This window comes from Hymenobacter sp. PAMC 26628 (genome assembly GCF_001562275.1).
Taxonomy (GTDB): Bacteria; Bacteroidota; Bacteroidia; order Cytophagales; family Hymenobacteraceae; genus Hymenobacter.
Genome location: NZ_CP014304.1, coordinates 1717259 through 1730970 on the forward strand (window position 1 = coordinate 1717259; position 13712 = coordinate 1730970).

Sequence of the window (13712 nt, forward strand, 5' to 3'; positions counted from 1 at the left end):
GAAAAAGTGGGGTCAAAAGTGACTGGGGGCCCTGTTGCACCACCCGGCCGCCCCCTCACGCGCCCACTAGAGCCTGTTCTGTACTGGGGTTAAATTAGGGAGATGGCGACGACTCGGTGTTACCCCAGCGATATTTCGGACGACGAATGGGCATTTGTGTGCCCCTACCTGTGCTTGATGCGCGAAGACGCACCCCAGCGGGAGCACCCGCTGCGGGCCCGGTTCAATGCCTTGCGCTACCTGGCCCACACGGGTTGCCCCTGGCGTTATCTGCCGCATGACCTGCCACCCTGGTCCGCCGTGTATCAGCAGTGGGAGCGCTGGCGGGATGCCCGCGTACAGCGACACCGGCACCACCTGCGTGAGGCGCTTGGTGGCCCGCACCTGGTTCTCAAACTCGCCGGCCCACTCGATGCGGTAGCCCTTGCCGAGCTTGATGCTTTGGTCCATTTTCTGCTGCGCCTCGGCAATGGTCGAGCCCATGTCGCGGTCGCGGATGCTGAACTTGACGGCGGTGAAGCGCTGGCCGTTGCTGGTGCCGATGTCGGCGATTTCCTTGAGCGCGACTTTGCCGCCGCGGATGGTGGGCACGCGCAGCTCGCCAATTTTCTCTTCCGTGTCGCGGTTTTGCTTGGGGTAGCGCACGGTCCCGTCGAGCTTGCGCTCGCCCTCGTAAATCTGGGTGGCGGCCTTGCCGCCTACGGCCATTTCCACTACCGTTTGGGCATCAGCGGTTTACACGCCTTAGGCAGCCATGCGGGTTTGGTCGAGGCGCACGCTCATTTCGGGCTGGCCCAAGTTGCGCAGAATGCCAAAGTTCTTCACGCCGCGCACGCCGCCGAGCACTTTCATCACCTCGTTAGTCTTGCCGTCGAGCTCTTTCAGGTCATTGCCAAAAATTTTGACGGCCAGGGCGGCGTTGATGCCGGCCACGGCCTCTTCCACGTTGTCAATGATGGGCTGCGAGTAATTGAACACGATGCCAGGGTACTCCTTCAGCTTCTTGTCCATCTCATCAAATCAGCTGCTCCTTGGTGATGTTGCGCTTCCACTCCTCCTTGGGCTTGAGGTTGACTTGGGCCTGCACGTAGTAGGTGCCCGACGGGTCAGTGCCGTCGTTCGAGCGCCCGGTTTGCGAAAGCACGGACGTCACTTCCGGAAACGAGCGCAGGATGCGGCGGTAGTTGGCCGCCATCTTGTTGGTTTCCGTGAGCGACGACGACATGGGCAGCTTGGTTTCCACCCACAGGGCCCCCTCGTTCAGCTCCGGCAGAAACTCCGAGCCCAAGAACTTGAACGAGTACAGGCCCGCCACCACCACCGCCAGCGCCACGCCAAAGCTCAGCAGCTTGTGGCGGTACGTGAAGCCAAAGCCACTCGTCACGATGCGGTCGAAGAAGTTCACCACCGGGTTGTTCTTCTCCTTCACGTTCTTGTTCAGCAGCAGCGAGCAGAGCACCGGCACCAGCGTCAGAATCAGCGCCCCAATCAAACCAAATCCCAGCGTATAGGCCAACGGGCTAAACATTTTGTCCTCCATCTTCTCGAAGGCCAAAATGGGAATTAAACAGGTCAGAATAATTAGCTTGGCGAAGAAAACGGCCTTGCCCAGTTCGCCGCCCGTTTTCTTAATCATGCCCAATTTGGCCAGCTTGTTGAATTTCTCCATGCCCACCTGGTGGGCCTTGTGGTCGAGCACCACGAAAATTCCCTCCACCATCACCACGGCCCCGTCGATGATGATGCTGAAGTCGATGGCCCCCATGCTCAGCAGGTTGGCGCTCATGCCTTTCAGGCGCAAGCACACGAAGGCAAACAGCAGCGCCAGCGGCACCACTACGCCCACCGTGAGCGTGGTGCGCCAGTCGGCCATGAAGACGAGCACGATGAGCGTCACCAGCAAAATGCCCTCGATCAGGTTGTGGATGACCGTGTGCGTGCAGTGGTCCATCAGCACGTCGCGGTCGTAGAACGTTTTGAGGTATACGTCGTTGGGAAGTACCTTTTCGTTGAGCTCCGCAATTTTGGCTTTCACGCGGCCCAGCACTTCGGCGGGGTTTTCGCCCTTGCGCATGATGACGATGCCCTCCACCACGTCCGACTGGTCGTCCAGCCCGGCTTGGCCCACGCGGGGGCGTTGCTTTCCACCACCTGGGCCACGTTGCGCACCAGCACGGGCACGTTGTTAATGTCCTTGACGATGATGTTGCCGATGTCCTCGGGCTTGGTGAGCAGGCCGATGCCGCGCACCACGTAGCTCTGCGAGTTCTTCTCAATCACGTCGCCGCCCACGTTCATATTTGACTTCTGCACTGGCTCAAACACTTCCAGCGGCGTCATGTCGTACTTGGCCAAGCAGGGTTCACGCTGATTTCGTACACTTTACGGGTGCCCCCGAAGGCCGCGATGTCGGCTACCCCCGGCACCGGTTTTAGTTGCCGCTCCACCGTCCAGTCCTGAATAGCCAGCAGCTCGTTGGTGCTGCGGCCGGCGCGGCTCTGTACCGTGTAGCGGAAAATCTCCCCCGTCGGGCCGTAAGGCGGCTGCACGTGCGATTCGCAGCCGACCGGTAAATTCACGCCGCTCAGCAGGTTGTTCACCTGCTGCCGGGCAAAGAAATCTTCCACGTTGTCTTCAAAGTTGATTTTGAGGACCGACAAGCCAAACATGCTGATCGAGCGCATGTTGCTCTTCACCTGCACCGAGTTCATGGCCACCTCAATCGGCGTGCTCACGAACCGTTCTACTTCTTCGGCCGAGCGGCCGGGCCACAGCGACACGATAATCATCTGCGTATTGGTGACGTCGGGAAACGCCTCGATGGGCGTGTGCACGTAGCTGTACGTGCCCCCGGCCACCAGCAGCGCCGTCATGAAAAGACGAAAAACCGGTTCTTTAACGAAAAAGCAACGATGCCGGAAATGAATTTATTCATGCTGGAAAGGGAGAATTCGACGAGTAGAAAAATAAGAAATACCCGGGCCCAAATCGCCCAGAAATACCTTGCAAAATGAATACATGATGAAAATTTAATGAGTAATTGGTGAGTTCTTCATGAATAGCAGGCAACCAAAAAGCCCGCTGCCTGGGAGGGCAGCGGGCTTTTTGGTTGAATCGGTTTCTTACTACCTAGTGCACGGCCACCGGCTCCAGGTGGCCGGGCTCGCCGGGCAGCGGCACGTAGTGCGTGTGCTCGGAGCGGTAGAAGCGTTCGAACACCAGCGGGAAGATGAACAGCGTCAAGACGGTGCCCGTGATGAGGCCCCCAATGACGACGATGGCCAGCGGCTTGGAGGTTTCCGAGCCGATGCCGGTGCTGATGGCGGCGGGCATGAGGCCGATGGTGGCCATCAGGGCCGTCATCACCACCGGGCGCACCCGCGAAATCACGCCTTCGTTGATGGAACTGTCCAGCGTCATTTTCCGCACCAGATTCTGCTTGAACACCGAAATCAGGATCACGCCGTTCTGAATGCAAATGCCAAACAAGGCGATAAAGCCAATGCCGGCCGAAATGGAGAAGTTGGTGTTTGTGATGAGCAGCGCCGCGATGCCGCCGATGATAGCAAACGGCACGTTGAGCAGCACCAGGCCCGCATCTTTCAGGTTGCCGAACAGCACAAACAGGATGAAGAAGATGAGGGCCAGCGACACCGGCACCACCTGGGTGAGGCGTTGCTGAGCGCGGCGTTGGTTTTCGAAGTCGCCGGTCCACTTCTGCTCGTAGCCCTTGGGCAGCTGCACGTGGCGGTTCACTTTTTCCTGGGCCTCGGCAATGGTCGAGCCCATGTCGCGGCCCCGGATGCTGAACTTGACGGCGGCAAACCGGCGGTTGTCGTCGCGGTAAATCAGGCTGGGGCCCGTCACGCTGCTAATGTTGGCAATCTCCGTCAGCGGGATGGTGGTGTTGGACTGGGTGGGCACCATCAGGCCGCTAATCTCGGTCGGGGTTTGCCGGAACTGCGGCTCGTAGCGCACCCGAACGGGAAACTTGCGTTCGCCCTCGTAGAGCTGGGTGGCTTGCTTGCCGCCCACGGCCATCTCGAGCACCGAACTGGCGTCGGCCTTGCTCACGCCGTAACTGGCCATGCGGCGCTCGTCGAGGTCGACGTGAAATTCGGGCTGGCCAATGTTGCGCAGCACGCCCAAATCGTCGATGCCGCGCACCGTTTTCAGCACCTCGTACACTTCGCGGGCCTTGCCTTCGAGCGTGGCCAAGTCGGTACCGTAAATCTTAACGGCGATGCTGCCCTTCACGCCCGAAGCGGCTTCCTCTACGTTGTCGGTGATCGGCTGCGAGAAGTTGAAGTCAACCCCGGTGAAGCGGTCGAGCTTGCCCTTCATCCGCTCCACTAGGTTTTCGCGGTAGGCCTTGCTCTTCATCTCCTTTTCCACCTCGGGCGTGTGCTTGATCTGGACGAGAAATTCGTTGTTGTAGAAGCCCGTCGGGTCGGTGCCGTCGTTGGGGCGGCCGGTCTGGCTCACTACATCGCTCACTTCCGGGAAGCTCAAAAACACCCGCCGCATCTGGTTGCACAAGTCGTTCGACGACTCGAGGCTGATGCTCAGCGGCAACTGCGCCCGCACGTAAATCGACCCCTCGTTCAACTCCGGCAGAAACTCCGAGCCCAGAAACGAGAACGAATACAGGCCCACGGCCGTCACGGCGAAGGCAATGGCCAAGCTGATGGTTTTGCGGGCGTAGGTAAAGCGGAAAAACCGATTGGCCCCGTTGTTCACGGCCCGCACGAAGAAGTTGTCCTTCTCGCGCACGTTCTTTTTCAGCAGGATGCTCACCAGCACCGGCACCAGCGTGAGCGTAAAGATGAGGGCCCCCAACAGGGCAAAGCCCAGCGTCCAAGCCAGCGGGCTGAACACCTTGCCTTCGACTTTCTCGAACGAGAAAATCGGCAGCAGCGCCGTGATGATGATGGCCTTGGCGAAGAAGATGGACTTGCCCATGTCGCGCCCGCTCTTCTTGATCAGGCCCAGCTTGGAGAGCTTGTTGAATCGCTCCATGCCCACTTGGTGGGCCTTGTGGTCGAGCGCCACAAACAGGCCCTCCACCATCACCACGGCTCCATCGATGATGATACCGAAGTCGATGGCCCCCATGCTCAGCAGGTTGGCGCTCATGCCGCGCAGCCGCAGGCAAATGAAGGCAAAGAGCAGCGCCAGCGGGATAATCACCGATACGATGACCGTCGTCCGCCAGTCGGCCATGAACAGGAACACAATGAGCGTGACCAGCACAATGCCCTCCAGGAGGTTGTGGATCACGGTCTCGGTCGAGAAGTCAATCAGCTGCTGCCGGTCGTAGAAGGTTACCATCTTCACGTCGGGCGGCAGGATTTTCGAGTTCAGCTCGGCCACCTTATCGTGCAGCCGGGCAATGACTTCCGAAGGGTTTTCGCCCTTGCGCATCACCACAATGCCTTCGAGCTTGTCGTCTGCCATGCCGCGGCCCACCTGGCCCAGCCGCGGCAGTGCCGACTCGGTAACCCGCGCCACGTCGCGCACCAGAATAGGCACGCCGTTCACGTTTTTAATGACCGTATTGGTAATGTCCGAAATATTATTGAGCAGGCCAATACCGCGCACCACATAATTCTGCTGCCCTTGGTTGATGACGTCGCCGCCCACGTTGATGTTGGAGCGTTGCACGGCGTTGTACAAATCGAGCGGCGTGAGGCCTAGGTTCAGGAGTTTGCCGGGGTTTACACTGATTTCGTAGTCCTTCACCTCCCCGCCGAAGCTGTTCACGTCGGCCACGCCGGGCACGGCCTTCAGGTTGCGCTCAATCACCCAGTCTTGCAGGGTTTTCATCTCGCGCACGGTCTTCGTCTTGCTTTCCAGCGTGTAGCGGTAAATTTCGCCGGTGGGGCCATAGGGCGGCTGCACGTCGGGCGTGATGTTGTCGGGCAAGTCCACCTCGCGCAGCAAGTTGTTCACCTGCGGGCGGGCAAAGGCGTCGTCCACGCCGTCTTCAAAAATTACCTTCACCACCGACAACCCAAAGAGCGTAGTGGAACGGACTGACGCCTTTTTTTGCACCGGGTTCAGGGCAATTTCAATCGGTACGGTCACGAACTTCTCCATCTCTTCGGCCGAGCGGCCGGGCCACTGCGTGATGATGGTAATTTCCGTGTTTGTCACGTCCGGGAAGGCCTCGATGGGCGTGTTGCGGTAGCTCACCACGCCCATCACCACCACGGCCAGCGTCATCAAAAAGATGAAGCCCTTGTTTTTTAACGAAAAGGCAATAATGCCCTGAATAAATTTATTCATTTTCAGCTTCTAACGATGAAAAATCGGTGAAGATTGGGTAGGTTATAAAGCCAACGGTGATTCGAAGCAAGGCCAGCAAGGCACTGCCCGTGGAGTGGGGTTAGTCGTTGAGCTCGTCGTACACGAGCAATTGGTCTTTGGCAATCACTACGTCGCCGGCCTGAAGGCCTTTGGTCACGTATGTGTACTCGCCCACGGTTTTGCTGATGGTGACGGGCCGGGTTTCGACGTGGGTGCGGTCCTTGTACACCATCACGAAGTTGCGGTCCTTGTCGAACACCACCGATTTAGCGGGTATGGCCAGGGCCTTGATGCCTTCGGTGTTTTCCACGCGTACCTGGGCGTACATCTCGGGCTTGAGCAGGTAGCCGGGGTTTACGAGGCGCACGCGCACCTTCATCACCTTGCTGTCGGGGTCCAACACGTTGAACACCTTGTCGATGCGGCCCCTAAAGTGCTTGTCGGGGTAAGCCAGGGTCGTTACGTCGGCCGAGTAGCCCACCTTCACCTTCGAGATGTCGGCCTCGAACACGTTGGCCATAATCCAGACGTCGTCCAGGTCGCTCACCGTGAACAGGTTGCCCACGTTGCTGTCGTTGACGTTGAACTGCTCGTGCTCGGTGGCTTTCTTTTCGGTGATGAAACCGGAAATAGGGGCCCGTAGCTCATACATCCCGTCTTTGCCCATGCCGTACACGCTGAGCTGCTTTTGGTTTTTGCCCACCGTGCCGCGGGCCTTGGTCACTTCCGCGCGGGCCAGTACCACGTCACGTTCCGAGCTTAGGCCCGCTTTGAACATGTCCTGGGCCACGTCCAGGTTTTTCCGGGCGATGTCGAGGTCCGAAGTAGAAGCCGTGGTCTGGTTCTGCACATCGGCAATCTCGCCCGATTTGATGACGGCGAGTAACTGGCCCTTGGTCACTTTGTCGCCGAGCTGCACGTTGAGCTTTTCCACCACGCCGCCCACCTGCGGGAACACCTGCACGGTTTTGTCGCCATCGGCCGCAATTTCGCCAGTCAACACCAGCTCGTCCTGCACCGGGCGTAGGCGCACCGTGTCGAGCACAATTTGCTGCATCATGGTGTCGGAAAGCCGAAAGCCTTCCTTCTTCTCTTCTTTAACTTCGGCTTTAGAGCAGCCAGCCAAGGCAACGGTAACCAGCAGGGCAAAGGGAATGCGATTCATTATATAGTTGGTTTCTTAAATACTGATAGTCAGTTGCTAGTCGTTCGTTGCCCGTGGCCAGCCACTGGTTGCCGTTCGAACCGGCAACTAATAACCGACGGTGCACCCGACAATTTTTATTCTGCCCGGAAAACAGGCCGGCCTACGGCCGCGTTCAGTTGCTCAAAAGCGCGCATGCGGCTGGCGCGCAATTGGTTGAGTTGCACTAGGTTGTCGTTGTAAGACTGATAATAGTCCAGGAACTCGACCAGGCCAATCAGGCGCCGCGCGTAGGCTTGCTCAATGCCGCCGATAATGCGGTCGAAGGGCGTGGTGTCGCGGTCGGCTTGCTTGAACTGCGCGTCAATCAGGCTCACGAGCTGGTAGTTCTGCTGCACCTCGTTCTGCACCACTAGGCGGGCCTGGCCAAGCTGGGCTTGGCCGCTTTGGATGAGGGCCTGGGCGGTGCGGATGTTGCCTTGGTTGCGGTTGAACACGGGCACGGCCACGCCCAGCGTCAGGGCGTTGTAGTTCTGGATGTAGGAGCCGGCGCGGTCGTAGGTGTAGCCCACCAGCAGGTCGGGGGCCACCAGGGCGCGCTGGTAGTGCAGATTATTGCCCTGCTGCTGCAAATAGGCGGTGCGGGCCAGTAAGTCGCCGCGCAAGATTTGAGCCGAGTCCACGAGCTGCTGCATGGCGTAGGGCCCCAGGCTCAGGTCGCGGGTGCGGGGCAGGTTCACCTGGGGCGTAAGGTAGGCCCCCGAGGTGTCGCGCGTCAGCACGCGCAAGTCGCTCATGTTGGGCGCCATGTCCACGAACAGCTGCTGGCGCTGGTTCTGGAGCACGAACAGAAACGCCTTGAGGCGGACGACCTCTTTCTGGGCGATGTTGCCCTTCTCGTACTGCTGCTGGTAGGCCGGAATGATGCGCTGGAAAGACGTGATTTCCGTGTCGTACACGGCCAGGGTACGCTGCTTGTAGTACAGGTCGTAAAAGGCCGTGCGCAGCTGGAGGCGCAGCGTGCGCAGCAAATCCTGCAGGTTGTACTGCTCGACCAGGGCCGCGGCCTGGGCCACGTTGGCGGCGGCGCGGCGGCGCCCGGCAATGGCCACCAGCTGCTGCACCTGCAAGATGCTCTCGCCGGTGCGGGTCACGTCGAACGTGCGGCCCGTTTCGGGGTTGTGGATGTTTTGCTCCACACTCACGACGGGGTTGTCCCACAGCCGGGCCTGCAAAATCTGGGCTTGGGCGGCTGTGATGTTGAAGCGTTGGGCCAGCAGCAGCAAGTTGCTCTGCACGAAGCGCTGCTCGGCCTGCGCCAGCGTCAGCTGCACCGTATCGACGGCCGCGGCTTGGGCAGCGGGCACGGGCGCCACCGGCCGGGGCGCCGGGGCGGGGGCCCCCACGCGGGAGGCGGGCGCCGGGACCACGGCCTGGGCCCGCCCTGGCAGCGCGGCGCCTACTTCACAACATAGCACCCAACCAACTAACAAGAAAAACGAACGCAACATACAACGTTAAATAGTACAATTAAGGCCTGCAATACAGGATTCGCACAACCCGGGAGGCCAAAGGTCCGGCCCAGGCAATGATTGCAAGATGAAGATATAAAGTGCTTTTTATGAAAATTCATAAAAAACATAACACATATATTCAATAATCTACTGATTATCAAGCAATTTATTGATTAGTAATTTTATCCAATGCTCATCTAAGGGCTGCATTGGGCAGTTCAATTGGCGGCCGGTAGCAGCGGGTGGAAGCGCACGCCGTCGCGCGGGTTGAACTCGAGGGCCGGGGCCGGCAACTTTATAAATTGCGTGGCCCCGAGCAGCATCCTGCCCGTGGAGCCGGCGGGTGCCAAGCGGGCGAAGTCGGCATCGGGCGAGAGGTAAAACTGGCGCACGCGCCGGAACTGCACCGGCCGGCCGTCGGCGCCGTACAGCGGCGGGTTGGCGTGGCCGCCCGTCATGCCGCTGCCGCTGTAGCCCAAGTCCAGGTTCAGCCAGCGCGGGAAGGAGGGCCCCACGGGCAGCACCGACGCCACGTTCACCGAGAGCCAGTACTGCTGGCCGTTGTAGTCCTTCAGCATTTGGGCCCCGCGGGTGCGGCCCAGCAACTCGGGCCGGTACTTGGCGTACAGGCTGCTGCTGAAGCCGTAGCGCAGGCTGGCCCGCTGCTCGCCGAAGCCGTACTGCTGGCCCATGAACAAGGCAATGCCGGCCGCGTTGGCCGCCATGTCGCCTTTCGAAAAGCCCCAGCCCTGCGAGTAGCCGTCGAACACCTCGATGGTGCTTTGGTAGAGCAGCGCGATGAGGCCCCCGGTGAGGATGGCTGTGCGGTCAGGCACGCCGCTCCAGCGAAATAGCTCGTACTCGCCCCGGCTGATGGCGTAGGCCGTGGTGGCGTGGCCCACCTTATCCATTTGCAGCCACTCGCCGTTGTCGTCGAAGGTGTGGAAGGGCACGCGCTTGGTGTACCAGGTTTTGCCCAGCAAATACGAGGTGAGGGCGTACACCACGGCCGTGCCCACCACCACGCCCACCAGCCGCCCGGTGTGGATGCCGCCGGCAGCCAGCGGGTCGGGCATCGGCGGGGGCGGGGCGGGCGGCAGGCCCTGGGCCGTGGCCTGGCCCAGGGCCAGGAAGCAGACGAGCAGGTGAAGAATTTTCAAGTGGAGAAGCGCTCGTTAGGCCGAAATTACGCCTAATTGTCAGTTTTGGACTCCAACCACCACCCTCATAGAATAGAAAAAGCGCCAGCCCATCGGGCCGGCGCTTTTCTCGTTTTAAATTCAGGGATAATAATTTATTTATCCGCTTCGTCTTGTGGCTGGGCGTCGGGCATGGCAAGCGGGGAGGGCGTCAACTGTCGTCTTGCAACCGCCGCGTCGGCCTTGCGATAGCGGCTGGCGTGGAGCAGATCCACGTACCGCAGCTCGTCGGGGGTGGCGCCCAGCGCGCGGGCCAGCCGTTCCAGCATTTCTGCGCCGGGGGTGGCGTGGCCCTGTTCGTAGCGGCTGAGGCCGTTGGTGGAGAGGCCCACGTGCTGGGCTAGCGCCGTTTGGGAGAGCCGGGCCCGCCGCCGCAGGTAGCGCAGGTTTTTGGCGATGTGCATGGTCGGCGGGGCCCCCAGGGGCGGGTTAGTTCTGCTTGCGGGCGCGCTCCATCTTGCTGCTGTACACCCACTCATACACGGTGGGCAGCACGAGCAGCGAGAGCACGGTGGCCGTGATGAGGCCCCCAATAACGACGATGGCCAGCGGCTTCTGGGTTTCGGAGCCGATGCCGTGGCTGAGGGCGGCGGGCAGCAGGCCCAGCGAGGCCATCAGGGCCGTCATCACCACGGGGCGCAGGCGGGTGCGGGCCCCGTCCTTGATGGCGTGCGCCAGGTCCATCTTGTCGCGCAGGTTCTGGCGGAACTTGTTCACCAGAATCACGCCGTCCTGCGTGGCCACCCCAAACAGGGCGATGAAGCCCACGCCGGCCGAGATGCTGAAGTTAGTGTGCGTGAGGAGCAGCGCCGCGATGCCGCCGATGAGGGCAAACGGCACGTTGAGCAGCACCAGCGTCGAGTCCAGGGCGTTGCCGAACGAGATGAACAGGATGAAAAAGATGGCCAGAATGCTGATGGGCACCACGATGGAGAGCTGCTTCTGGGCGCGCTCCTGGTTCTCAAACTCGCCGTTCCACTGGGTGTGGTAGCCCTGGGGCAGGGCCACGTTTTTGGCCACCAGGCCCTGGGCCTCGGCAATGGTGCTGCCCAGGTCGCGGCCCCGCACCGAGAACTTGACGGCGATGAAGCGCGTGTTGTCTTCGCGGTAGATGAAGGCCGGGCCCGCCACGTTCTGGATGGTGGCAATTTCGCCGAGCTTGATTTTGCCGCCGTTCAGCGTGGGCACCATCAGGCTGCCGATGGCGTCCATGTTCGAGCGGAACGACTGGTCGTAGCGCAGGCGCAGGTCGAACTTGCGCTCGCCTTCGTACACAGCGCTCACGGCCTTGCCGCCGATGGCCAGCTCAATCACGGCGTTGGCGTCGGCGGCGGCCACGCCGTACTGGGCCATTTTGTCGGGGTCGAGGGTGATGCGCAGCTCGGGCTGGCCCAGGTTGCGAAACACGCCCAGGTCCTCGATGCCCTTCACCTTCTTCAGCTGGTCGTACACCTGGGTAGCTTTTTTGTCGAGGATGTTCAGGTCGGCGCCCGTGATTTTTACGGCAATCGAACCCTTCACGCCCGACACGGCTTCCTCTACGTTGTCGGAAATGGGCTGCGAGAAGTTGAAGTCCACACCGCGGTACTTGGCCAGGGCCCCCTGCATCTCGGCAATCAGCTGGTCTTTCGTGATGCTGCGCTTCCACTCGTCGGCTGGGTACAGGTCCACGAAAAACTCCTGGTTGAAGAAGCCCGTGGCGTCGGTGCCGTCGTTGGGGCGGCCGGTTTGCGAAATCACGCCCCGCACCTCGGGGTACTGCTCAAACACCTGCCGGAACTTTTGGGTATACTGGTAGCTGTCTTCCAGCGCAATGGAGAGCGGCATGGAGGCCCGCACGTAAATCGAGCCCTCGTTGAGGTGGGGCAGAAACTCGGTGCCCACGAAGTGGAACGAGCCTACGCCCAGCACCAGCGCTAGCACGGCCACCGCCATGGTGCGGCGCGGGTAAGCCATCACCTTGTTCAGCAGCGGCAGGTACGCTTTGTTGAGGCCCTCCAGGATGGGGTTGTGGCGCTCGCGCACGTTCTTTTTCAGGAGGATGGACGAGAGCACCGGCACCAGCGTGAGGGCCAGCAGCAGGGCCCCTAGCAGGGCAAAGCCCAGCGTGAACGCCAGCGGCGAGAACAGCTTGCCCTCGACTTTCTGGAACGAAAAAATTGGAATCAGCGCCGTGACGATGATGAGCTTGGAGGTGAAGATGGACTTGCCCATCTCGGTGCCGGTGTGCAAAATCTTGCTCAGCTTAGCGCGCTTGTTGAAGTTTTCCATGCCCTCGTGCTCGGCCCAATGGGCCAGCATCACGAACAGGCCCTCCACCATCACCACGGCCCCGTCGATGATGATGCCGAAGTCAATGGCCCCGATGCTCAGGAGGTTGGCGCTCATCCCCTTGATGCGCATCAGGATGAAGGCGAACAGCAAGGCCAGCGGAATAATCAGCGCCACGGTCACCGTCGTGCGCCAGTCGGCCAAAAAAAGGAGCAGGATGATGGTGACCAGCAAAATGCCCATCGCCACGTTTTCGCCCACCGTGTGCAGCGTGTGCTGGTTCAGCTCCGAGCGGTCGTAGAAGACCTTGATGCGCACGTCGCCGGGCAGCACCGTTTTGTTGAGGTAGTCCACCTTGGCTTCGAGCACGGGCAGCACGGCGCCGGGGTTTTCGCCCTTGCGCATCAGCACGATGCCCTCGACCACGTCGTCATTGTTGTCGCGCCCCACGATGCCCAGCGGCGGCAGAAACGAGGTTTGCACCGTGCCGATGTTGCGCACCAGCACCGGCACGCCGTTCACATTCTTGATGATGATTTTCTCGATGTCGGGCACGTTTTTCACGATGCCAATGCCGCGCACCACAAAAGCCTGCTGGCCTTCGCGGAGGATGTCGCCGCCCACGTTCACGTTGGCGCGTTGCAGGGCCTGGTACACGTCGAGGGCCGTCAGGCCGTACTTGTTGAGCAAGGCCGGGTTGGCGGCCACCTCGAAGGTGCGCACCTTACCGCCGAAGCTCACCACGTCGGCCACGCCAGGCACGGCGCGCAGGTTTTTCTCAATTACCCAGTCCTCCAGCGTTTTGAGGTCGGCCACCGACTTCTGCTTCGAGGTGAGGGTGTAGCGGTAAATCTCGCCGGTGGGGCCCGTAGGCGGCTGTACGCCGGCCGTCACGCCGTCAGGCAGGTTCACGTTGGCCAGCTTCTGAGCCGTTTCCATGCGGGCGTTGAAGCCGTCGGTGCCGTCCTCAAACACGATTTTGATGAACGAGAGCCCGAACAGGTTAATGCTGCGGATGACCGTTTTGTGGGTCACCGAGTTCATCTCGGTTTCGATTGGGATGGAGATGAAGCGCTCGACTTCCTCGGCCGAGCGGCCCGGCCACTGGGTGATGATGACCACCTCGGTGTTGGTCACGTCGGGGTAGGCCTCGACGGGGGTGTAGTAGAAGCTGACGGCCCCGGCAATGGCCACCAGCCCCGTCATGAAGAACACGACGTAGGGGTGGTGCAACGAGAAGCCAATCAGGCCCTTGATGAATTTGTTCATGGCAAA

At 60.6% G+C, this 13712-nt stretch carries 6 protein-coding genes and 2 pseudogenes; 1 reads left to right on the forward strand and 7 read right to left on the reverse strand.

Translation table 11 applies throughout. The features are described 5' to 3' along the window. Positions 1-102 precede the first annotated feature (102 nt). Positions 103-324: pseudogene (locus AXW84_RS25775) on the forward strand (transposase); the annotation flags it as partial. 12 nt (positions 325-336) lie between these two features. Here AXW84_RS25775 and AXW84_RS23930 read toward each other — a convergent pair. The 7 genes and pseudogenes from AXW84_RS23930 to AXW84_RS07665 form a co-directional block, all read right to left on the reverse strand. Then, a pseudogene (locus tag AXW84_RS23930) lies at positions 337-2935 on the reverse strand (efflux RND transporter permease subunit); the annotation flags it as partial. 194 nt (positions 2936-3129) lie between these two features. After that, positions 3130-6288 carry an efflux RND transporter permease subunit gene (locus tag AXW84_RS07640; RefSeq protein WP_068230916.1) on the reverse strand — a complete coding sequence of 1053 codons (3159 nt, stop codon included), beginning with the start codon at positions 6286-6288 and terminating at the stop codon, positions 3130-3132. A gap of 100 nt (positions 6289-6388) precedes the next feature. Beyond that, positions 6389-7474, reverse strand: coding sequence for an efflux RND transporter periplasmic adaptor subunit (locus AXW84_RS07645; protein ID WP_068230919.1), 1086 nt, complete (start codon positions 7472-7474; stop codon positions 6389-6391). Between the two features lie 116 nt (positions 7475-7590). Continuing rightward, positions 7591-8964 carry a TolC family protein gene (locus AXW84_RS07650; RefSeq protein WP_068230922.1) on the reverse strand — a complete coding sequence of 458 codons (1374 nt, stop codon included), beginning with the start codon at positions 8962-8964 and terminating at the stop codon, positions 7591-7593. A 221-nt stretch (positions 8965-9185) separates the two neighbouring features. Further along, a complete protein-coding gene (locus AXW84_RS07655; RefSeq protein ID WP_068230925.1) occupies positions 9186-10127 on the reverse strand; it encodes a DUF2279 domain-containing protein in 942 nt (313 codons plus the stop codon). 134 nt (positions 10128-10261) lie between these two features. Further along, the gene (locus tag AXW84_RS07660; protein ID WP_068230927.1) at positions 10262-10570 is read right to left on the reverse strand and encodes a helix-turn-helix domain-containing protein; all 309 of its coding nucleotides are present in this window, start codon (positions 10568-10570) and stop codon (positions 10262-10264) included. Positions 10571-10595: 25 nt separating this feature from the next. Continuing rightward, the gene (locus AXW84_RS07665; RefSeq protein ID WP_068230930.1) at positions 10596-13706 is read right to left on the reverse strand and encodes an efflux RND transporter permease subunit; all 3111 of its coding nucleotides are present in this window, start codon (positions 13704-13706) and stop codon (positions 10596-10598) included. Positions 13707-13712: the final 6 nt, after the last annotated feature.

Excerpts from the sequence above, each read along its gene's own strand:
- AXW84_RS07645 (WP_068230919.1), bottom strand. The coding sequence starts at position 7,474 with ATGAATCGCATTCCCTTTGCCCTGCTGGTTACCGTTGCCTTGGCTGGC.
- AXW84_RS07650 (WP_068230922.1), bottom strand. The coding sequence starts at position 8,964 with ATGTTGCGTTCGTTTTTCTTGTTAGTTGGTTGGGTGCTATGTTGTGAA.
- AXW84_RS07640 (WP_068230916.1), bottom strand. The coding sequence starts at position 6,288 with ATGAATAAATTTATTCAGGGCATTATTGCCTTTTCGTTAAAAAACAAG.
- AXW84_RS07665 (WP_068230930.1), bottom strand. The coding sequence starts at position 13,706 with ATGAACAAATTCATCAAGGGCCTGATTGGCTTCTCGTTGCACCACCCC.
- AXW84_RS07660 (WP_068230927.1), bottom strand. The coding sequence starts at position 10,570 with ATGCACATCGCCAAAAACCTGCGCTACCTGCGGCGGCGGGCCCGGCTC.